A 21,146-nucleotide genomic window follows, 5' to 3' on the forward strand; every position below is an offset into this window, starting at 1 on the left:
CGCTCACCCGCGATCACGGTGACACGGTGTCACGGCTTGCGAGCGAGGCCGCCGTGTTCGCCGATGGGTTCCGGGGAGGCGGAGGTGGGCTCCGGGCGCCAGAGGGGAACGGAGACGACCCCGGGGTCGATGAGGTCGAGACCGTCGAAGTACGCGGTGATCTCGTCGGCCGTACGCAGGTTGTACGGGACGGCGCCGCTTTCGTTGTAGGCGTCCTGGGCCTGTTCGAAGACCGGGTCGATGCCCCGCGAACCGTCGTTGATGGAGAGGAAACTGCCGGACGGCAGCGCGTCCATCAGGCGGGTGACGATGGAGCGTGCCTGGTCGTGGTCGGCAACGTGGCCCAGGATGTTGCTGAGGACGAGGGCGGTGGGGCGGGTGAGGTCCAGCGTCTCGACGGCGGCCGCCAGGATGCGATCCGTGTCCAGCACGTCGGCGTCCACAAAGGCGGTGGCCCCCTCCGGGGTGGGGTGGAGCAGGTCGCGCGCGTGAGCAATGACCAGCGGGTCGTTGTCGACGTAGACGATCCTGGACTCCGGCGCGATGCGCTGGGCGACCTCATGGGTGTTGTCGGCGGTCGGCAGCCCGGTTCCGACGTCCAGGAACTGCCGGATACCCGCCTCGGCGACCAGGTACGTGATGTTGCGACGCAGGAAGGCACGGCTGCTGCGGGCGATGGTCACGATGCCGGGAAAGACGGCGGTGTACGCGTCACCGGCCTCCTTGTCCACGGGGTAGTTGTCCGTGCCACCCAGCCAGTAGTTCCAGATCCGCGCGGAGTGCGGCACCGAAGTGTCGATCTCCTGATGCGCCGTGGGTCCGGGCGTCGTCGCATGGTCGGTCATGGGTACGGTCCGTCCCTCAGCCGAGTCCTGAATCACTCACCGCACAAGGTACGTCCCAACGACCCTTTCGCGTAGGCCAGTTCACGTTTCCGGCAGGTCCGAGCAGCGGGTTTGCGGTGCAACTTCCGGTCTGGGCGAGGCCGTTGAGCATGCCGCGTCAGGTTCTTCTGGTGAGGGGCCGGCCCCAGGCAGCCATGAGTTTGCGGGTGAACCTGTGCATGTGGGGGTCGAGAGTGTCCTCGGGTTCGGCGAGAACCTGCGGCAGCGACAACCACTTGATCGCCTCGAACTCGTCCTCGTCGAACGAGGTGATGGTGCCGGCATCGGCCTGCAGGACGTACCAGAGGGACACGTCGGTGTGCCGGCCCTGCCCGCGTGTTTGCGTGATGGTCAGGAAGAACGGCTCCACGCCGAATACCGCCGACGGGACGGCCTCGATGCGCAGTTCCTCCCGGCACTCACGCACCACTGTGTCCCACGGGTCTTCCATCGGCTCGACGTGACCGCCACTGGGAAGCCACAGGCCGGCCTTCCGGTGAGCGACCAACAGGATTTCGCCGTGCTTCTCGTCCAGAACCACGAAGTAGCTGACCAGGTGGATCGCCGGGACATCGGGCTTCCGCACCCGATACAGCGGAGCCCCGCCGACGATCCACGCCGCTGCCTCGGCGAGGTGAGCCCGCTCCTGCTCGTCCCAGGGACGAACACTCTCCAGCAAGTTCCTGAGCCGTGCACGTTGAGGCTCGTCACACTCGTCTGAAGCACCAGTGGCATTCACCGTGCTCATGATGCCAAGTGGCTCTGACGTCTCGCTGTTTCAAGCCGGATGGGGTTTCCTCTGGTTGACCGAGACAGAGGTCCGTCGCACCCGCAGAGAGGGGGGTGCATGCGTCTCGCGGCACCGCACAGAGAACGTACGGAGGACACCCCCATGAAACCCACACCCAGCGCCCGGCTCACATCCACCGCCGACGGCCACGACCTGATCGTGACCCGCAGCTTCCGGGCGCCCATCGGCGACGTCTGGGCCAGTGTCACCGAACCGGAGCGCACGGCACTCTGGTTCGGCCCCTGGGAAGGAGACGCCGCGCCCGGTCGGACCGTCCGGGTCCGGATGGCGTACGAGGAAGGTGAGGCCTGGACCGAGGTGCGCATCGACGCCTGCGAGCCTCCCCGGCGCCTCGCCGTCTCCACGTCCGACGACGCGGGCGACTGGCACATGGAACTGCGGTTGTCCGAGTCGGCCGGGACGACGGAACTCCAGTTGGTCCATCACCTCACGACCACGAAGGGGATCGGCGAGATCGGACCGGGCTGGGAGTACTACCTCGACATGCTCGTCGCCTCACGCGACGGCACCCGAGCCCCGAGCTTCGACGACTACTACCCCGCCCAACAGGCTCACTTCGAATCCCTGGCCGATCAACAACCTTTGTGAGCCAGTGAGGCGGGCGTCCGTCAGTGTGATTCCCGGCTTACCTCCGAACCGCTGGAGCCGACGAGGAAGTCCAGGTCGGCGCCGGTGTCGGCCTGGAGGACGTGGTCGACGTACAGGCGTTCCCAGCCGCGTCGGGGGTTCGCGAAGCCCGTGACGGTGGCCTTGGTGGGGGTCCTGCGGGCCAGTTCGTCGGCCGGGACGTCGAGGTCGATGCGGCGGGCCGGGACGTCGAGGGTGATGTGGTCCCCCGTACGCGCGAGGGCGAGCGGGCCGCCGGCCGCGGCCTCCGGTGCCACATGCAGGACGACGGTGCCGTACGCCGTGCCGCTCATGCGGCCGTCGCAGACGCGGACCATGTCACGCACGCCCTGTTCGAGGAGCTTCTTCGGCAGGGGCATGTTGGCCACTTCGGGCATGCCCGGGTACCCCTTGGGACCGCAGCCGCGCAGTACGAGGACCGAGTCGGCGTCGACGTCGAGATCGGGGTCGTCGATGCGGGCGTGGAAGTCCTCGATCGAGTCGAAGACGACCGCCCGGCCGCGATGGCGCAGCAGGTGCGCGGAGGCCGCGGCGGGTTTGATGAGCGCGCCGTCCGGGGCGAGGTTGCCGCGGAGGACGGCGATGCCGCCCTCGGCGACCAGCGGTTCGGCGCGGGTGCGGATGACTTCGGCGTCCCAGATCGGCGCGTCGTCGAGACGGTCCACCAGCGGTTCGCCGGTGACCGTGAGCGCGTCCGGGTCGAGCAGGTCGCGGACCTCGCGCAGGACGGCGAGCAGGCCTCCGGCGCGGTGGAAGTCCTCCATGAGGAAGCGGCCGGCCGGCTGGAGGTCCACCAGGACCGGCACCCGGGAGCCGATGCGGTCGAAGTCGTCGAGGGACAGGTCGACTCCCAACCGCCCGGCGATCGCCAGGAGATGGACGACCGCGTTCGTCGAGCCGCCGATCGCGGCCAGCGCGACGATGGCGTTCTGGAACGACGCGTGGGTCAGGAAGCTCCCCGGTCGTCGGTCGGCAGCGACCATGTCCACCGCCAGTCGGCCGGTGCCGTGCGCGGCCTCCAGCAGTCGGCTGTCGGGGGCGGGAGTGCCGGCCACACCGGGCACGACCGTGCCGAGGGCCTCGGCCACCAACGCCATGGTGGAGGCGGTGCCCATCGTGTTGCAGTGCCCGCGGCTGCGGATCATCGCCGACTCGGAGCGGGTGAACTGCTCCTGGGAGAGCGTGCCGGCCCTGACCTCCTCCGACAGCCGCCATACGTCCGTGCCGCAGCCCAGGGGCGTACCGCGGAAGGTGCCGGTCAGCATCGGGCCGCCGGGCACGACGACGGCGGGCAGGTCCACCGAGGCCGCGGCCATCAGCAGCGACGGGATCGTCTTGTCGCAGCCTCCCAACAGGACGACGCCGTCGATCGGGTTGGCCCGCAGCATCTCCTCCGTGGCCATCGCCGCCATGTTGCGCCAGAGCATCGCCGTGGGCCGCACCTGTGTCTCGCCCAGCGACACCACGGGCAGGTCGAGCGGGATGCCGCCCGCCTCGTAGACCCCGTTGCGGACGGCGGCGGCCACCTCGTTCAGATGCGCGTTGCAGGGGGTCAGGTCCGAGGCGGTGTTGGCGATGGCGATCTGCGGGCGGCCGGTGAAGGCGTCGCCGGGCACGCCGCGGCGCATCCACGCCCGGTGGATGTAGGCGTTGCGGTCCTGACCCGCGTACCACTGGGTGCTGCGGAGCGTCACCATTGAGCTCCTTCCGATAATCGACACATCGGTCTAATCTGTGGAACCTCATGAAGGGTACGCAGGCGTTCGAGGGATCGACAGTCCCCGGCGAGGACGGCTCAACAGGCGCTGACAGCAACCGACTTGTGGGGTCGGACCGGGTACTCGCCGTCCTCAAGGAACTCGCCCGGTACGCCGACGGGGTGGGCCTGGAGGAGCTGACGCGGGTGATCGGCAGCCCCAAGCCGACCGTGCACCGGGCGCTCGGTGCCCTGCGCCGGGCCGGGCTGGCCGACCAGGACGCCCGCGGCCGGTATGTGCTCGGCGACGAGTTCCTCCGCATGGCCTTCGCCCACCACGAGGCCCGCCCCGAGCACGTCCGTATCCGGCCCGCGCTCGCCGCGCTGGCCCAGCGGTTCGGCGAGACCGCGCACTACGCGGTCCTCGACGGCCGCGAGGTCGTCTACCGAGCCAAGGTCGACCCGCCCACCGGCGCGGTCCGCTTGACCTCGACGGTGGGCGGCCGCAACCCGGCGCACACCACCGCCGTCGGAAAGCTGCTGCTCGCCCACCAGTTGGACACACTCGACGACGTCGAGGCGTGGATCGGCGGGATACCCCTGATACGCCGCACTCCGCGGACCCTGTACACGGCCGCCGCCCTGCACCGCGAACTCCGCGTCACCCGCGAGCGCGGTTACGGCCTCGACGACCAGGAGAACGAAACCGGTGTCAACTGCCTGGCCCTGCCCGTGTACGCGACCTCGCCGACGACTCCCTCCGGCGCTCTGAGCATCAGCGCGCTGGCGTACCGGACGCCCCTGGCATCCCTGGTCGACGCACTCGACGAGATCCGTGCCGTACTCGCGCCGCTGGGAAAGCCGCTGGGAGAGCCGATGGGAGAGCCGCGCCGATGAAGGACCCGCTTCTCATGCGCGCCTTCGTACTGACCGGCCCCGGGAAGTACGCGGTCCAGGAGGTACCGGCGCCGGTGGCCGTTCCCGGCGAGGTCGTCGTCGATGTCGAGCGGGTCGGCGTGTGCGGAACCGACGTCGAGTTCTTCACCGGTGCGATGGCCTATCTCCACCAGGGCCACTCCACCTACCCGACGCGGATCGGGCACGAGTGGGCCGGTCGCGTGGCCGCGGTCGGCGACGGCGTCGATCCCGCCTGGATCGGCAGGCGGGTCATGGGCGACACCATGCTCGGCTGCGGCCGCTGCCGCCGTTGCCGCCGGGGTCACCAGCACGTGTGCGAGCAGCGCCAGGAGGTCGGCATCCGCGGGCCTCGGCCCGGCGCTCTGGCGGAGCAACTCGCGGTACCCGCCTCCTCGTTGCACGTGCTGCCCGACTCCGTCGACGCCGTACTCGGCGCACTGGTGGAGCCGGGCGGCAACGCCCTGCGCGCCGCGGAGGCCGCCGCCCTGCGGTCCGGCGACCGGGCGTTGGTGCTGGGCCCGGGGACCATAGGGCTGCTGGTAGCGATGTTCGCGCGCGCCGCCGGTGCGGAGGTGCACCTGATGGGCCGCACCGAAGAGTCACTCGCCTTCGCCCGTACGCTCGGCTTCACACATGTGTCGACGGAGGAGTCCGTGCCGGACCTGCCGTTCGACGCGGTGATCGATGCCTCCAACTCCGCCCATCTGCCCGGCCTGGCCCTGGAGCTGGTGGAGCCGGCGGGCCGCGTCGTGTACGTGGGACTCGCCGGTGAGCCCAGCCTGATCGACACCCGCACCCTCGCCCTCAAGGACGTCACGGCGGTCGGCGTCCTGTCCGCCTCCCCAGGCCTCGCCGCCACCATCCGCGCCTACGCCGACGGCTCCGTCGATCCCAGGCCGCTCGTCGCCGCGACGGTGGGCCTGGACCAGGTCGGTGAGGTCCTGGCCGGCATCCGCCCGGCCCATGCCGGGCCGGGTCCCAAGATCCATGTCGATCCCCGGCTGAGCTGAGCCGGGCAACGACACCCGTCGGGCGGGCTCAGCCGTGGTGCCGCGTACCACCAGGTGCGGGGCCAGTACGACCTCGCGGGGCTCGGTGCGGCCCTGGTCGAGGCGTTCGACGGCGGCGGCCACCGCGTGCCGCGCCTGCTCGCGGGCGCTCTGACTGACGGTGGTCAGGTTGAAGCAGCTCAGCCGGGAGGAGGTGTCGTCGTCGTAGCCGACCACCGACACATCACCCGGGACAGCGACACCGGCGCGGGACAGCGCGGCGAGGACGCCGATGGCGCACTGGTCGTTGAAGGCGACGACGGCCATGGGCCTGCCGCCGGTCCGGCCGGCCGCGATCGCCGATGCCAACGTGGCACTCGGCGAGGACGCCGCCCGCCGCTACGGGTTCGAGAAGGCGCTTCCGAGCTGGGAGGCCGTCGCCGAGGACCCGGCCATCGGCGCCGTCAGCATCATCGTGGGCAACGCGCTGCACCGCCCCATCGCGGAGGCGCTGGTCGCGGCGGGCAAGCACGTGCTGTGAATCGAGCACGAGGACGCGGCTACTCCCAGGCCGAAGGCCTCGCCCTGGCCGCGAAGAACCCGCACAGCGCCGCTGCCGCGCTCTGACCCACTCGCGGGCCGCGTTACCTGGCCCCGCTCCCGCCGTCCGGGAGCGGGGCCGTGCCCTGTCCCGGGGTGGCCGGGCTGCCCGGCAGCGGCGTACGTGCCGGGGCTCCGGCGAGTACGTCCTGGATGTTGTCCACGGCCAGGTCCACCATCGCGGCCCGTGTGGCCTCGGTGGCCGAACCGATGTGCGGGAGCGTGATCATGTGGGGCTCGGCGACCAGCGGGGAGAGTTCGTGTCCCATGGGCTCGCGCTCGAAGACGTCGAGACCGGCCGAGTGGATGACGCCGTCGCGCAGGGCACGCAGCAGGGCGTCCTCGTCGATGACGCCACCGCGCGAGGTGCTGACGAGGGTGGCGGTGGGCTTCATGGCCGCCAGTTCGGCGGCGCCGATGAGGTGACGTGTCCCCGGGGTCAGTGGCACGTGCAGCGAGACCACGTCGGCCTCGGCGAGGAGGGTGGGCAGGTCCACCGAGGTGGAGAGCGTGTCGTCGGGGGCGTACGGGTCGTGGTGCAGGACCCGCATGCCGAAGCCCTGGGAGCGGCGTGCCACCGCTCGTCCGATCTGGCCGTAGCCGATCAGGCCGAGCGTGGCACCGTGCACGTCCAGGCCCAGAAAGTCGTTCATCCGGAACAGATCCCACCGACCGGCGGCCAGGGTGTCGCGGGCGGCGCCGAGTCGCCTGCGGGCCATGAGGATGAGCGAGAAGGTGAGGTCTGCGGTGGTCTCGGCGAGGACGCCGGGCGTGTGGGTGACCACGACGCCGCGTTCGGCGGCCGCGTCCCGGTCGACCGCGTCGTAGCCCATGCTCGCCAGCGCCACGACCCGCAGCGTGGGCCCGGCCGCGTCCAGCAGGTCGGCGTCCACCCGGTCGTTGCCGAGGGCCAGGATCCCGCTGACGCCCTTCGCGAGTACCGCCAGATCCGCCGGATCGGGCTTGCCCGTGCCCGTCCAGCCCACGACCTCGGCCTGGGCCGCCAGGCGTGCGAGGCCCCCGCCGGGAAGGTCGGCCCGGGTGCTGAGCACGTGCTGCTTCATCTGTTTCTCCCGTGCTTGATCCGCGTTCACGAAATCGGTGACATTGATTCGTGAGACGCTAGTCAGCGCATTCCGGGGCAACAAATAGGCACTTTGCGTGACGTCATCGAAAATCGAGATGCACTCGGATGTGCTATCCGGCAGATGTACTATCCGGAGCGCTCCACGGAGGCGTTGTCCTCACTGAATTCCGTGATCAATTCATGGAACAGGTCGTGCACGGCGTGTGCGGGTTCCGACAGCGGCTGGTGGTCGGAGGTGCACAGGGACAGTTTCACCGTGATCGCCGGATTGATGATCCGCCGTACCACGAGATTTCGTACGTCGAGGGTCGCGCGCGCCGCGGACCAGGGCAGGACCGTCGCGCCGACGTCGGCGCCCACCGCGCTGATCAGGGTCAGGACCGACTCGATCTCGCCGACGACCCTGGGTTCGAGCGAGGCCTGCTGGAACGCGGCGTCGACGACCTGCCTGATGGTGTGGATGCGGCTGGGCAGCAGCAGCGGGACACCGGCCAGCTCTTCGAGGGAGACGTCGCCGTCCCCGGAAGGTACGGATCCGCCCGGTGCGGCGATCAGGAACAGGTCCTCGGAGCGCAGCGGCTCGAACTGCACGCCCCGCAACGGCCCGGCCCCGTAGATGAACGCCATGTCCATCCGGCCGGTCATGATCGCCTCGCTGATCACGCCGCCGAAGTTCTCGTTGATGTGCAGCAGGATCTCGGGGTAGCGCTCGCGCACGCTCCTGAGCAGCGGCAGCGCGAGTGCGGCGCCCATGCTGTAGGGGGCGAGCCCCACCGAGACACTGCCGGCGGGCTCCCGTCCGGAGACGTCGACCGCCGCCTGGGCGAGGTCGATCTGGCGCAGGATGAGCTGCGCGTGCCGGTACAGCGCGCGGCCCGCCTCGGTCGGGGCCACGCCTCGTTTGCTGCGGATCAGCAGCTGCTGCTTGAACTGGGCCTCCAGGGCCGAGAGCTGCTGGCTGAGCGCGGGCTGAGCGATGTGCAGGATGTCGGCCGCACGCGTGATGCTCCCGGCATCCACGATCTTCACGAACGAGTAGAGACGCCTGGTGTCCATGTGCGGCCTTCCAGCGGGGGCGGAGCCTCATGGTAGGCGCGGGGCCGTCCGGCGGACCTTGGCGCGTGTGCTCCACGTCATAGCCAACGGCGATCGCGTCACGCACAACGCGTATTTGCCGCCCCTTCCCGTTCGGACTACGTTCACCGAAACGCGATTTCCAGGTCGCTCGACCGCACGGGTCGCATAACTCGTAGAAAACTGTAACGGCCCCGTTAATTCCCCTTTTCAGGCGGCGCACGGGCCCCGTCCAAAGAACGCCGGAACGACGCCGTGACAACAATGCGGCGCCGCCGTTCGCTTCTTCTGTCCGGAGGATGTCATGACGCACAGGGTTGATCTCGTGGCCGACCTCGGTGAGGGGTTCGGCGCCTACACCATGGGCGACGACGAGGCCCTCCTCGATGTGCTGACATCGGCGAACATCGCGTGCGGATTCCACGCGGGCGATCCACGCATCATGGACGCCACCGTCCGCCACTGTGTGCGGCGCGGCGTGGCCGTGGGCGCCCACCCGAGCTTTCCCGATCTCGTCGGGTTCGGCCGCCGCGCGATGGATCTGACGCCGGACGAGGTCCGCACCGACGTGCTCTACCAGGTCGGTGCGCTCCATGCCTTCGCGGTGGCGCACGGCACCCGCGTACGGCATGTGGCGCCGCACGGGCGACTGGGCAACCTGGTCGCGACCCGGCCCGACTACGCGGCGGCCGTGGCCGACGCGGTCGCCTCGCTCGACCCGTCGCTGATCGTGCTGGCCCAGGACGGCGAGCTCGCCGACGCCGCCCGCGCCCGCGGTCTGCGGGTGGGCATCGTCGGGATCGCCGACCGCGCCTACCGCGACGACGGCACGCTGGTGCCGAGGAGCGAGCCCGGCGCGGTCATCCACGAGGAGAAGGACATCGCCGAGCGGACGATCCGCATGGTGACCGAGGGCGTCATACGCAGCGTCGGCGGCCGTGACATCCCGGTCGACTGCGACACCGTGCTGCTGCACGGCGACACCCCGGGCGCGATCTCCCTCGCCCACCGCGTGCGCAAGGAACTGCTCGCCGCCGGCGTCGAGATCACAGCCCTGGCCGACGTGCTCGACGGCAAGGCGGCCTGACGTGGACGGCAGCGCGGACACCGTGGAAGGCAGCGTCGTGATCGTGGACTGCGGCGATTCGGCCGTCGTGGCCAAGGCCGTCGGCATGGACGCCGAGCGAAGCTGGCGGGTCGTGCACGCCCTGGCCGACGCGTTCGACGCGGTACGGCTCGACGGGGTGCACGGCATCGTCCCCACCTACGACTCGCTGCTCGTCGAGTTCGACTGCGCCGACACCGATCACACGACGGTACGGCGCGTCCTGCGGCACGAGGCCGACCGGCTCGGGGAGGGTCCGGTGCCGTCGGCCAAGGCCCGGCGTTTCGTCGTCCCGGTGGTGTACGGCGGCGAATTCGGCCCTGATCTGCCCGTGGTCGCCGAGCAGTTGGAGCTGAGTGAGCGGGAGGTGGTGGAACTGCACTCCGGTGCGGACCTCACCGTCCGCTGCCTCGGCGCACCGGCCGGCGCTCCGATGATGGACGGCCCGGCGTTCCCCCGCCCGGTACCGAGGCTGGCCTCACCGCGGACGCGGGTGCTGCCCGGGTCGATCGCGGTGGCCGGGCGGCAGGCAGTGATCTGCCCCATGCCGTCCCCCGGCGGCTGGCCCCTGCTCGGCCGCACGCCCCTGCGCGTCCTGGAGGACCTCGACGCCGACCCGCTGACGGCGTACCGGCCCGGCGACACCTTCCGCTTCGTACCCATATCGCCCGAGCAGTGGGACGACCACGCCGGCCGCTCCCTGGCGGTGTCGCATGGCTGACACCCTGACCATCCACCGGGCCGGTCTGGCGACCGTGCAGGATCTGGGCCGGTTCGGGCGTTCCCGCTACGGCCTGCCGGTGAACGGCGCGCTCGACCAGCACTCCGCCCGCGTCGCCAACGTGCTCTGCGGCAACGCCCAGGGGGCGCCGCTGGTCGAGATCACTGCTCTGGACTTCAGCTGCACGCCGTCGACCGACGTACTCGTCGCGGTGACCGGTGCGGCGGCGGACGTGACCGTCGACGGCGTCGTACGACCGCAGTGGGAACCCCTCTCCGTACGGTCCGGCGAGACGATCCGCATCAGCGGTATCCGGCACGGCATCCGGGTCTACCTGGCCGTGCTCGGTTCGTTCAACACCCCGTACCTGCAAGGCAGTTGTGCGCCCGACACGATCCTCGGCTTCGGCCGCTCACTGAGTGACGGGGACGAGCTCGGCCTCCAGCGGCACTGCCCGCCCGTCGACCACCCCGAGTACCGCATCCCGCTGTTCCGGCTGCGCGCACCCGTGCCCCGCTTCCCCATGACCCGCCTCCCGTCGCCGTGGACCATCGACGTGACCGACGGCCCCGACCTCGCCGAGTTCGGTGACACGGCCGACCGGCTGTTCCGGTCGGAGTTCACCGTCAGCCCGCAGAGCAACCACATCGGGCTGCGGATGGCCGGTGACGTGCCCCGGCGCGTCGCGACCGGCGAGGTGCTCTCGCGCGGCGTCCCCGTCGGCGCCGTCGAGGTCCCCGCGGGCGACGAACTGCTCGTCCTGCACCGGGGCCGCGGCGTCACCGCCGGCTATCCGGTACTGGCCGTCGTGACCGCGACCGGCCTGTCCACCCTCGGCCAGGTCGGACCGGGCCAGTCCGTCCGCTTCCGCCGCCGGACCGTCGCGGAGGCCGTGGCCGCCCACCGCGCCCAGCGAAACGCCGTCCAGGCCCTCCAAAACCGCGTGGGCACCGTCTTCGACGCCCTGCGCATCCCCACCAGCCCCGCACGCACCGTCCCCGTCTCCCCGTAACCTGCCAACAGACAGGAGAACAACATGAGTACCGTGGCCGCTCAGCCGGTGCCCAACACCGTCGATTCGAGAACCGCGCGCAAAGTCACCCTCGCCGGGTGCGTCGGCATCTTCGCCGAGCTCTACGACAACGGAATCTTCGGCTTCATGGCGGGCACCCTGGCCGTCGTGTTCTTCCCGAACACGGACAACGCGACCGCCGTCCAGTTCGTCTTCCTCGGCTACGCCGTCTCGTTCTTCTTCCGGCCCCTCGGCGCGATCATCTGCGGCCACCTCGGCGACCGCATCGGCCGACAGCGCATGCTGGTCTTCGTCATCATGCTGATCAGCGTGGCGACCGCGGCGATCGGCGTCCTGCCGACGTACGCGAGCATCGGCATCGCGGCTCCCGCCCTGCTCATCCTGTTGCGCGTCGCACAGGGCTTCTCGGTCGGCGGCGAGGCCTCCGGCGCGATGAGCTTCCTCGCCGAACACGCCCCCGAGGGCAAGCGCGGCCTGTACACGAGTTACGCCCAGATCGCCTCGTTCCTCTCCCTGCTCACCGGAACGCTGATCGCCGCCGCCATGACCAGCGGCCTCGGCCAGGACCGCATGGAGTCATGGGGCTGGCGCATCCCGTTCCTGCTCGCCGTCCCGCTCGGCATCACCGGCATCTACATCCGCAAGCGGATCAGCGACACCCCCAACTTCAACCGCCTCAAGGAGGCCGGCGGCCTGTCGAAGAACCCGCTCAAGGAAGCCTTCTCGTCTGCCGAACACCGCCGCGCGATGCTGCTCGCCCTGTTCATCCCGCTCATGAACGGCTCCGGCTACTACGTCCTGTTCAGCTACATGCCGACCTTCATGAACACCGAGCTCAACTTCAGCAAGGTGCAGGGCCTGCTCGTCACCGCGACCAGCCTGGTGGCCATCTCGATCGCCATCCCGTACATGGGCAGCCTCTCCGACCGCATCGGCCGCAAGAAGGTCCTCGCGGGCGCCGCCGTCGCCATGGCCATCGCCGGTATTCCCTGTTACCTGCTCATCGGCACCGGCAGCGTCCCGCTCGCCATCCTGGGCGCCTGCATCATGGCGGTCATCTTCGCCGGGCACACCGGCGTCATCCACATCCTGCTCGTCGAGCTGTTCCCCACCCGGGTGCGCTACTCCGCCTACGGGCTCGGCTACAACGTCTCCGCGGCCCTCTTCGGCGGCACCGCTCCCCTGCTGATGACGTACCTCATCAACAAGACCGGCAACGTCAACATGCCCGCCTTCTACGCGGTCATCACCGCACTCGGCACGCTCATCGCCGTGTCCCGGGTCAAGGACAGGGCACACCTGCCGCTGCGCGACGCGTAACCGGCCGCCGATCACCTGCACCCCCCACCTCTCTCCCACCCCCCACCTCTCCAGGATCTCTAGGAGCGCACCCACATGCCCTTTTCCGACTACAAGACCGCCCTGGTGACAGGAGCCTCGACCGGAATCGGGGCGGTGGTCGTCGAGCGGCTGGCCAAGCAGGGACTCGAAGTCCACGCCGTCGCCCGTAACGCCGAGCGGCTCGACGACCTCGCGCGGCGTACGGGCTGCACCCCGCACGCCGTCGACATCACCGACACCGCCGCCCTCACCGAGACCCTCCGGGGCCTCAAGGTCGACGTCCTGGTCAACAACGCCGGGGTCTCCCGCACCGGGAACATCCTCTCCGCCGACGAGTTCGCCGTGGACGAGCAGATCGCGGTCAACCTCCAGGCCGTACTGCACCTCGTACGCCTGATCATGCCCGGGATGGTCGAGCGCGACCTCGGGCACATCGTCAACGTCAGCTCCATCGCCGGCGTCTACAACTTCGGCGGGAACACCGTCTACCACGCCACCAAGGCGGCCGTGCACACGCTCTCCCGGCAGCTGCGCGTCGACGGATACGGCCGCCGGATCCGGGTCACCGAGATCTGCCCCGGCCGGGTGGAGACGGAGATCTTCGGACGGCTCCTCGGCGACATGGAAGAGGCCCAGAAGCAGTTCTACGACGGCTACGAGTCGCTCAAGCCGGAGGACATCGCGGACGCCATCGAGTTCGCCGTCGACTCGCCGCGCCACGTGAACATCGGCCACATCGAGATCCTGCCGACGTTCCAGGTGCCAGGTGGCCTCAACTTCGAGAGGCGGACCGACTGACATGGCGACCTCCACGACTCCCACGACGACCGCCCGGCGCGTCCAGCGCATCAAGCCGTCGCCGAGCACCGCGGCCGCCCAGCGCGTGCGGGAACTGAAGGCACAGGGACTCGCCATCCTGGACCTCACCGTGGGCGAGCCCGACTTCGACACCCCCGACCATGTGAAGGCCGCCGCGTTCGAGGCGATCCGGCGGGGCGACACGAAGTACACCCCGGTCAACGGCACGCCCCAACTGCGGGCCGCCATCGCACAGAAGCTGGAGCAGCGGCACGGACTGCGCTACTCCTCGGACCGGATCGCCGTCGGCGGCGGAGCCAAGCAGGTCATCTTCCTCGCGCTGATGGCCACCCTCGACACCGGCGACGAGGTGATCATCCCCGCTCCGTACTGGGTGTCGTATCCGGACATGGTCCTCGCCAACGACGGCACACCGGTCGTCGTGCCCTGCCCGGAGACGGACGCCTTCAAGCTGACTCCCCGGCAGCTGGAATCGGCGATCACCGACCGGACGCGCTGGGTGATCCTCAACGCTCCCAGCAACCCCACGGGAGCCGCCTACACGGTCGACGAACTCCGCGCCCTGGCCGACGTGTTGCTCGCCCACCCGCACGTCCAGGTGCTGACCGACGAGATCTACGACGAGATCTGGTACGAGCCGGGCCAGGTCCCCAGCCTCGCCGCCGTCGAACCACGCCTGACCGACCGGGTGTTCCTCACCAACGGCGTCTCCAAGACGTACGCGATGACCGGCTGGCGGATCGGCTACGGCGCCGGCTCCGCCTCGCTGGTGGCGGCGGTCAACACCCTCCAGTCGCAGATCTCGTCGTGCCCGTCGTCGATCAGCCAGGCCGCCGCGGTCGCCGCGCTCACCGGCGACCAGGCCTTCGTCCACGAGTGCGTCGCCGTCTACCGCAGCCGCCGCGACCTGACGGTGAAGCTGGTCAACGACATCCCGAGCCTGTCCTGCACCCCGCCCGACGGCGGCTTCTACGCCTTCGTCAACTGCGCGGACGTACTCGGGAAGTGGACGCCCTCGGGGGAAGTGATCCGCTCGGACGAGGACTTCGCCCGCTACCTCCTGGAGTCCCAGCAGGTGGCGGTCATCCATGGTGCCGCGTACGGGGCCCCGGGCTACTTCCGGATCTCCTTCGCGACCTCGACCGACGTCCTCACCGAGGCCTGCGAGCGCGTCGGCCGCGCCTGCGCGGACCTGTCCCCGGCCGACCCCTCCTAGAAGACCCGCCCGCACCCGCCCGCCCCTCCTGATGACTCGAAGGAGCGTCATGATCCGCGTCAGCACGAAGTTCGACCGGCCCGACCCGGCCCTGGTCGAGCAGCTGAGCAAGTACTCCGCCGCCACGATCCACGAGGCACAGGGCCGCCTGGGCGCCCTCGACTCGACCATCAAGCCGGTCGACCACACCATGTCCCTGTGCGGTCCCGCGTTCACCGTGCGGTGCGCTCCGCGGGACAACATCATGCTCCAGGTCGCCATCGCGCACGCCCAGCCCGGCGACGTCATCGTCGTCTCCGCCGGCGCGTACGCCGAGGCGGGCTCCTTCGGGGACGTACTGGCCAACGCCTGTGTGGCCAAGGGCCTGGGCGGCCTCGTCACCGACACCGGCGTCCGGGACACCCAGGAACTTCGCGAGCTCGGCTTCCCGGTCTTCTCCCACAGCGTCTGCATGAAGGGCACCGTCAAGGAGACCGTGGGACCGATGGCCGAACCGGTGCTGATCGGCGGCGAGATCATCCATCCGGGAGACGTGGTGCGCGCCGACGCCGACGGCGTGGTCGTGGTACGGCGCGACGACGTCGCGGAGGTCATCGGCAAGTCCCAGGAACGGGTCGAGGCCGAGGACGCCTACATCGCCGCATACCGCTCCGGGAAGAGCGTCATCGAGGTCAGCCGACTCGCCGCCGTGCTCGAAGCGAAGGGCCTCGTCATCGACGAGTAGGCGCTCGACGCGTAGGTCCACGTCCGCGTTCGAAGTCGTCGAGCCCGCGCGCCGTCGCGCCGTCGCGCCGTCGACCGGAGGTGCACATCGTTGACGGCGATGTGCACCTCGACGACTTCCGGGCCCGTCGTCCGTTCACACCACCGTGCCTGGGCGCAATCCGTACGACTTGTCAGAGGAGTAGGCTGGGGTTACCGAGAGTATTTCGCGCACCGGCCTCCATGCTCGTGTCGTTTTCGGCGATTGACTACGCCGAGCCGGTTCCGACCGGTCCGGAGCAGGGTTCGCATCATGACTGCGACCGATTCGTTCGCGCCGACACTCGAAGACCGGCCCTCTCCTCCGGCACTGCGCATATCACTGGCTCCCAGCGGTTCCGCACCGGCTCTGCTGGACGGCGCCTGGTGGCCGCGCTCCCGCGACCTCGGGGCGGAACTTCCTTCACTGACCGCCGTACTCGATGCGCTGTGGGGGCGGATCACCAGAGTGACAGTGAATCCCGCACTCTGGCCGACCGTCCCGCGCAAGGTGCCCGTCGAAGGGCACGTCGTGAAGGTGGGGTCGTTCATGACCCAGCAGGACCCCCACCAGATGCTGCTCCTCTCCTACCGCGTGGGCCGCTGGGACCTGCTGGTGATCCCTCCGCAGACGAGTCCCGTCTCGGCCGCCTGGCTGATGGCCGCCGCGAGCGATCCACTGCGCACGTCGACCGCGAGCGAGCTGATGGCGGAGGCGGCGCGCCTGCGCACGGTGACGGAGACCGACCGTGCCGTGGAGGCGGTCTGGGACTCCGAAGGAGGCCATGAGGCGTGAGTGCGGAAGGTACTCGGTCGCGCCGGAACGAGCAGTCGCGGCGATCGCCGAGACCAAGGCAGGCGGGGCAGGCGGGCGGCTCCGGCCACGGAGCCGGGCCCGGACAACGGAAGTGAGTCACCGCGCTCCCCGCCTCGATGGCCATGGCCGTACCGGACGACACAACCCGCAGCCCAGGACCCCGGCCGCCGCACCAGAGCTGACAGGCCGGGGTCTTCCCGTGCCGTGTGTCTCCCGGACCGCTCGGGTCCGGGGACACCATCGACATGAGGAATGTGAGAACCATGGGCGTTCTGATCACCGTGCAGGTGGCGTACTCCGCGGCCGGGCCGGCCCTGCTCGCCATGAGCCTGCGCAACGTCCAGCAGTACGCGAAGCGTGTGGCACTCCCCGAACTGGCCGTCCCTGCCCCGGCGGACTCCGACTCCGGCTCGTCACATGCCCTCAGCTGACCCCCGCCCGCTCCCGGGCAGTCGTCGGGTCGGTGCGAGCCTGCGTGGCGGCGCGTCGTCCACGACGGACGCGGTGCGCTTGCGTCGAGTAAATCGCCGGTCGGCGCAGGACCTGGGCGAGGAGCTGGCGGATCTGTACGTGGCCTCCCACGGGCCGTCACCTCGTGAGGCGTACCGCCGTCCCGGCCGCCAGGACTTCCTGAACCGTCTCACCGGCGACATCCGTCAGCCGGGGTTCGCCATGGCCGTCGCGGAGACGGACCACCTGGTGGGATGCGCCTTCGGCTTCCCGGTGCGCGGCGACGCCTTCTGGTGGCTCGGGTTCGACGGTGCCCTGCCGCGCGGTATCGAGCAACTCGCCGAGTCCGGCCGTGTCTTCGCGGTCACCGACATCCTGGTGCGCCCCCACCCGCGCGACCGGGACGTGGCCCGCCGGTTGCAGGAACGGCTGCTGACCGACCACCGGGCGTCACTCGGCGCCACCTTGGTGGACCAGGCCGATCACCCCGCCCTCGCCGCGCTCCACTCCTGGGGTTGGCAGGACGCGGGAGAGGTCTGGCGGTCCATCAGCGCCACGGCGCTCCGGGTGCTGGTCCTTCCCATCGGGGAACAAACCGGTGAGGGGCTGGAGGGCCTTGTCGACGACGCCCGGACGCGGTCGCCCGGGTGAGGCCCGACAGCCGGTCCGCCCGGATCCAGGTGCTGGTCGCCGAGCAGGCGGCCCGACGCGGCGCGCGAGTCGGCGTGGTGGACGTGTGTACCGCGGCCGTGGCCGCCCTGCCGGTCGGCGGAGCCGGACTGTCCGCGATGTCCCCGACCGCGGCAAGCCATCCGCTGTGCAGCACCGACGACATCAGCGAGCAACTGGAGGAGCTCCAGCTCACCCTGGGCGAAGGGCCCTGTGTGGACGCCTTCGTACGAGGTTCCGCCGTCCTGACGCCCGATCTGCTCATCGGTGAACTGCAGGAACACTGGGCCGTGTTCGCCGATGCGGCTCTGGAAGCCGGAGCGCGCGCTCTCTTCGCGCTCCCCCTGCAGATGGGGGCGATCAGCCCGGGAGTTCTGGACCTGTACGCCGACGTGCCGACCGTGCTCGACGCCGAGCAACTGGCCGACGCGCTGGCGTTCGCCGATCTCGCGACACTGCTTCTGCTCGACACGCAGATCGTCGAGGCGGACGCCACGAGTGGCGGACCGGCGCCGGAGCCCGGCTTCGAGGACCTGCGCCCCTACAGGGCGGAGATCGACCAGGCCAGCGGCATCCTCACCGTCCAACTCGGCGTCGGCATCGACGAAGCGTTCATCCGGCTCCGCGCCCACGCCTATGTGCGGGGACTCCGGCTCGCCGACGTGGCCGCCGACGTGGTGGCCCACCGGCTCCGTTTCACCCCCGACGCGGAACCCGACGCGACTGACCAAACCGACGAGACCGACGAGAGCGCCTGACACACCGGTGCCAACCGACGAACGTGCCGCACTTCCCGCCCCCTCCCGGCGGGACCAGCCTCAAACAAGGGTGTCACGATGAATCAGCAGCTCCTGGCCAAGACCTTCGTCGAGCTCGCCGACAACCTGGTCGCCGACTTCGACCTCATCGACTTCCTGCGCCTGCTCACCGACCGCTGCGTCGGCATGCTCGGCGCAGGCGCCGCCGGGGTGCTGCTCGCCGACCGCGACGGCAAACTCCGCGTCATGGCCGCCTCCGACGAACAGGTACGCCTGCTGGAGCTCTTCCAGCTCCAGAACGACGAGGGCCCCTGTCTGGAATGCTTCCGCACCGGCACGCCGGTGATCGTCCCCGACCTGACCCGGGAGGTCGACCGCTGGCCACGCTTCGTCACGGCGGCCCACCGCAGCGGATTCGGCGCCGTCCAGGCCCTTCCGATGCGCCTGCGCGACGAGGTCGTCGGCGCCCTGAACCTCTTCCGCGCCACCCCTGGCCCCTTCGACCCCGCCGCCACCCTCATCGCCCAGGCCCTCGCCGATGTCGCCACCATCAGCCTCCTCCAACAACGCACCACCCACCGCAGCACCGTCCTCAACGAACAACTCCAGACGGCGTTGAACAGCCGGGTACTGATCGAACAGGCCAAGGGCAAACTCGCCGAACGCCAGAACATCGACATGGAACAGGCCTTCACCGCGCTGCGCGGCTACGCCCGCTCCCACAACCGTCGCCTCGCCGATGTCGCGCGCGCCTTCATCAACGACTCCGAGTCCCTCGCCGGTCTCGGCGCCTGACCACCGAGGCCCTCCCCCGGCCCCGGCGTCGCCCGTGCACGCGGAACGTCGTCACGACGCCCTCCTCAGATCGTGGACCTCGGCCCACACCTGATCGCGCAGGCCGGCGCAGATGCGGGTGATCAGACGGGAGACATGCATCTGGGAGAGGCCGAGCTGCAGGGCGATGCGCTGCTGGGTCATCTCGCAGAAGAACCTCATGTAGAGGATCTGTCGTTCGCGTTCGGGCAGCGCCTGCAGGAGCGGTCGGAGCGCCTCGCGGTTGACGATCCGGTCAAAGCCGGGCTCCACGCCACCGAGGGTGTCGGTCAAGGGGTAGCTGTCCGCGGAGTGGCCCGGCAGGGCGTCCATGGACAGGACGGTGTATGCCTCCAGGGCTCCTTGGCCCAGTCGTACCTCCGCCTCGGTGAGGCCGGTGTGCGCCGCGATCTCATGGGCCGAGGGTTCGCGGCCGTTGAGCGAAGCGCACTCGTTGCCGGCGGAGCGGACCCGGCTGCGAAGCTCCTGTACGCGACGCGGTACGTGCACAACCCACAGGTCGTCGCGGAAGTGCCGCTTCACCTCGCCGAGGATCGTCGGTATGGCGAAGCTCGGAAAGGCGGTGCCGAGGTCCGTGTCGAAGCGGGACACCGCTTTGACCAGGCCCAGCTGGGCGACCTGCTTGAGATCCTCGAAGGACTCGCCGCGATGACGGAACCGCCGGGCAAGTCGTTCGGCCATCGGACCCCAGGCGCACACGACCTCCTGCTGCAGCGCCGACCTCTCCGGGCCGTTCGGTAAGGCCGCGATACGGCGGAACACGGCGTCGGTGTCCGGGGCGTCATCGTAGACACGTCTGCTCGGCCGGTTCGGCGTGCGTGTGTTCGGCATGGGCATGTGTCTCCCTCATCGGTGGCATCGCTCACCGTGGGAGCCGCCGGACCCCAGCACACTGGGGAGCAGCGACAGCTGCCCCCACGGGCGTGCCTCCGGTCCGAAGCACGTCCGACGGGTTCCCGGGCAGCCCGCCTTTCAAACGGTTCTCCGGCCGAAGAGTCCTCCGGCACACACCTGCGGCGGCCCAGCCGTCGCCCGGATCGTCGCCGCGTCCCCCACGTGCCCCGACAAAGCCGGTCGGCGTGTTCATCGTTCATCGTCCGGCTGCCACCGCCACAGTGGCCCCGTGCTCCCAACAGGCCCCGGCGCGGCGCCGATCCGGGGCTATGCTGCTGAGCACGCGTCCCAGACCCCGGCGGTGCACCACCAGTTGGCAACGATGCCTGTCCCACACGTCTCCCAGTGTCTGGAACCGAGGCGCCCCATGCGCACCCCGCCGCAATCACACGATCCCGAAGTCTCTGAGCCGTCCGCCATGGACACGGTGCGGTTGCGCCGGCTGAACCGCTGGCAGGCCGAGGGCCTGCGGGAGGACCTGGCGGATCTGTACGTGGAGTCCTCCGCAGCCTCGCCCGGTGAGGAGTTCCGCGACCGGCAGAAGTTCCTGAGCCGTCTGGAGGGCGACGTACAACTGCCGGGATTCGACATGCTGGTCGCCGAGGCACGGTCCCTGACCGGCTGCGCCTTCGGATGCCCCGTGCCGCGCGACGGCTCCTGGTGGCAGGGGTTCCACGGACCGCTGCCGCAGAACCTGGAGCAACTCACCGCGTCCGGACATGTCTTCGCGATCCTCGACACCCTCGTCCACCCCCACCAGCACGCCCACGGGCTCGCCCGCCGACTGCAGGAGCGCCTGCTCGGAGATCACCAGGCTTACCTCGGCGTGACCTTGGTGGATCGGTCCGATCGTTCGACCTGTGCGGCCTTCACGAACTGGGGCTGGCAGGAGGCCGGACAGATCCACCGGCTGCCCGGCCCAACAGCCCTACAGGTACTGGTTCTTCCCCTCGGAGAACGTACGTCGGAGCATCCGGACGGCCTCGCCCACAACGACCGGACCCAACGGCCCGAATAGCCGCCCGTCGCGCCGGACCTGCCTCTCCCGCACCCCGACAGCCT

The 21,146-nt window shown here is 70.0% G+C and carries 23 protein-coding genes and 1 pseudogene; 17 read left to right on the top strand and 7 right to left on the bottom strand.

The features are described from left to right. Positions 1-29 precede the first annotated feature (29 nt). Together OHA11_RS00910 and OHA11_RS00915 are read right to left on the bottom strand one after the other, a co-directional pair. Complete coding sequence (locus OHA11_RS00910) at positions 30-845, bottom strand: SAM-dependent methyltransferase (protein ID WP_266490973.1); 816 nt, start codon at positions 843-845, stop codon at positions 30-32. 157 nt (positions 846-1,002) lie between these two features. Beyond that, on the bottom strand, positions 1,003-1,563 hold the full coding sequence (locus OHA11_RS00915) for an NUDIX domain-containing protein (RefSeq protein ID WP_266490975.1): 561 nt from the start codon (positions 1,561-1,563) through the stop codon (positions 1,003-1,005). 213 nt (positions 1,564-1,776) lie between these two features. On the opposite strand from OHA11_RS00915, the gene OHA11_RS00920 reads away from it, so the two are divergent. Next, a complete protein-coding gene (locus OHA11_RS00920; protein ID WP_266490984.1) occupies positions 1,777-2,283 on the top strand; it encodes an SRPBCC family protein in 507 nt (168 codons plus the stop codon). Positions 2,284-2,303: 20 nt separating this feature from the next. Here OHA11_RS00920 and OHA11_RS00925 read toward each other — a convergent pair whose 3' ends face one another. After that, positions 2,304-4,019, bottom strand: coding sequence for an IlvD/Edd family dehydratase (locus tag OHA11_RS00925; RefSeq protein WP_266490986.1), 1,716 nt, complete (start codon positions 4,017-4,019; stop codon positions 2,304-2,306). A 47-nt stretch (positions 4,020-4,066) separates the two neighbouring features. Here OHA11_RS00925 and OHA11_RS00930 point away from each other — a divergent pair, with 47 nt between their 5' ends. Continuing rightward, entirely contained in the window at positions 4,067-4,915 is an 849-nt protein-coding gene (locus OHA11_RS00930; RefSeq protein WP_266490988.1) for an IclR family transcriptional regulator, read from the top strand. Continuing rightward, positions 4,912-5,946, top strand: coding sequence for a zinc-binding dehydrogenase (locus OHA11_RS00935; RefSeq protein WP_266490992.1), 1,035 nt, complete (start codon positions 4,912-4,914; stop codon positions 5,944-5,946). The genes OHA11_RS00930 and OHA11_RS00935 overlap by 4 nt, the downstream gene beginning before the upstream one ends. 24 nt (positions 5,947-5,970) lie before the next feature. Here the strand turns inward: OHA11_RS00935 and OHA11_RS00940 are convergent. Continuing rightward, positions 5,971-6,249: pseudogene (locus OHA11_RS00940) on the bottom strand (substrate-binding domain-containing protein); the annotation flags it as partial. Position 6,250: 1 nt separating this feature from the next. On the opposite strand from OHA11_RS00940, the gene OHA11_RS00945 reads away from it, so the two are divergent. Beyond that, positions 6,251-6,466 carry a Gfo/Idh/MocA family oxidoreductase gene (locus OHA11_RS00945; protein WP_266506846.1) on the top strand — a complete coding sequence of 72 codons (216 nt, stop codon included), beginning with the start codon at positions 6,251-6,253 and terminating at the stop codon, positions 6,464-6,466. A gap of 103 nt (positions 6,467-6,569) precedes the next feature. On the opposite strand, the gene OHA11_RS00950 is transcribed toward OHA11_RS00945, so the two are convergent. Next, on the bottom strand, positions 6,570-7,589 hold the full coding sequence (locus tag OHA11_RS00950) for a D-glycerate dehydrogenase (RefSeq protein ID WP_266490994.1): 1,020 nt from the start codon (positions 7,587-7,589) through the stop codon (positions 6,570-6,572). A gap of 149 nt (positions 7,590-7,738) precedes the next feature. Beyond that, positions 7,739-8,668: a nitrogen assimilation transcriptional regulator NAC gene (gene nac / locus OHA11_RS00955; RefSeq protein ID WP_266490997.1), complete on the bottom strand. Its 930-nt coding sequence runs from the start codon at positions 8,666-8,668 to the stop codon at positions 7,739-7,741. A gap of 322 nt (positions 8,669-8,990) precedes the next feature. Here nac and OHA11_RS00960 point away from each other — a divergent pair, with 322 nt between their 5' ends. From OHA11_RS00960 to OHA11_RS01015, 12 genes are all read left to right on the top strand, one after another. After that, entirely contained in the window at positions 8,991-9,773 is a 783-nt protein-coding gene (locus OHA11_RS00960; protein ID WP_266490999.1) for a LamB/YcsF family protein, read from the top strand. A 1-nt stretch (position 9,774) separates the two neighbouring features. After that, a complete protein-coding gene (locus OHA11_RS00965; protein ID WP_266491000.1) occupies positions 9,775-10,512 on the top strand; it encodes an allophanate hydrolase subunit 1 in 738 nt (245 codons plus the stop codon). After that, positions 10,505-11,524 (top strand): biotin-dependent carboxyltransferase family protein, encoded by a 1,020-nt coding sequence (locus OHA11_RS00970; protein WP_266491003.1) that lies wholly within the window; start codon positions 10,505-10,507, stop codon positions 11,522-11,524. The genes OHA11_RS00965 and OHA11_RS00970 overlap by 8 nt, the downstream gene beginning before the upstream one ends. 24 nt (positions 11,525-11,548) lie before the next feature. Then, positions 11,549-12,865 carry an MFS transporter gene (locus OHA11_RS00975; protein ID WP_266491007.1) on the top strand — a complete coding sequence of 439 codons (1,317 nt, stop codon included), beginning with the start codon at positions 11,549-11,551 and terminating at the stop codon, positions 12,863-12,865. A 75-nt stretch (positions 12,866-12,940) separates the two neighbouring features. Continuing rightward, entirely contained in the window at positions 12,941-13,684 is a 744-nt protein-coding gene (locus tag OHA11_RS00980; RefSeq protein ID WP_266491009.1) for an SDR family oxidoreductase, read from the top strand. 1 nt (position 13,685) lies between these two features. Next, entirely contained in the window at positions 13,686-14,921 is a 1,236-nt protein-coding gene (locus tag OHA11_RS00985; protein WP_266491010.1) for an aspartate transaminase, read from the top strand. A 49-nt stretch (positions 14,922-14,970) separates the two neighbouring features. After that, entirely contained in the window at positions 14,971-15,645 is a 675-nt protein-coding gene (locus tag OHA11_RS00990) for a 4-carboxy-4-hydroxy-2-oxoadipate aldolase/oxaloacetate decarboxylase (protein ID WP_266491012.1), read from the top strand. 291 nt (positions 15,646-15,936) lie between these two features. Beyond that, positions 15,937-16,458 carry a DUF5994 family protein gene (locus OHA11_RS00995; RefSeq protein ID WP_266491014.1) on the top strand — a complete coding sequence of 174 codons (522 nt, stop codon included), beginning with the start codon at positions 15,937-15,939 and terminating at the stop codon, positions 16,456-16,458. 284 nt (positions 16,459-16,742) lie between these two features. Further along, positions 16,743-16,910 (top strand): hypothetical protein, encoded by a 168-nt coding sequence (locus tag OHA11_RS01000; protein ID WP_266491016.1) that lies wholly within the window; start codon positions 16,743-16,745, stop codon positions 16,908-16,910. A 73-nt stretch (positions 16,911-16,983) separates the two neighbouring features. Next, positions 16,984-17,580, top strand: a complete 597-nt coding sequence (locus OHA11_RS01005; RefSeq protein WP_266491019.1) for a hypothetical protein — start codon at positions 16,984-16,986, stop codon at positions 17,578-17,580. Next, the gene (locus OHA11_RS01010) at positions 17,577-18,356 is read left to right on the top strand and encodes an ANTAR domain-containing protein (protein ID WP_266491021.1); all 780 of its coding nucleotides are present in this window, start codon (positions 17,577-17,579) and stop codon (positions 18,354-18,356) included. Before OHA11_RS01005 ends, OHA11_RS01010 begins: the two co-directional genes overlap by 4 nt. A 78-nt stretch (positions 18,357-18,434) precedes the next feature. After that, the gene (locus tag OHA11_RS01015; RefSeq protein WP_266491024.1) at positions 18,435-19,151 is read left to right on the top strand and encodes a GAF and ANTAR domain-containing protein; all 717 of its coding nucleotides are present in this window, start codon (positions 18,435-18,437) and stop codon (positions 19,149-19,151) included. A gap of 51 nt (positions 19,152-19,202) precedes the next feature. Here the strand turns inward: OHA11_RS01015 and OHA11_RS01020 are convergent, their stop codons facing one another. Further along, positions 19,203-20,021, bottom strand: a complete 819-nt coding sequence (locus tag OHA11_RS01020) for a SigB/SigF/SigG family RNA polymerase sigma factor (protein ID WP_266491026.1) — start codon at positions 20,019-20,021, stop codon at positions 19,203-19,205. 481 nt (positions 20,022-20,502) lie between these two features. Here OHA11_RS01020 and OHA11_RS01025 point away from each other — a divergent pair, with 481 nt between their 5' ends. Further along, on the top strand, positions 20,503-21,102 hold the full coding sequence (locus tag OHA11_RS01025; protein WP_266491028.1) for a hypothetical protein: 600 nt from the start codon (positions 20,503-20,505) through the stop codon (positions 21,100-21,102). Positions 21,103-21,146: the final 44 nt, after the last annotated feature.

The sequence above is a fragment of the Streptomyces sp. NBC_00878 genome (genome assembly GCF_026341515.1).
Lineage (GTDB): Bacteria > Actinomycetota > Actinomycetes > Streptomycetales > Streptomycetaceae > Streptomyces.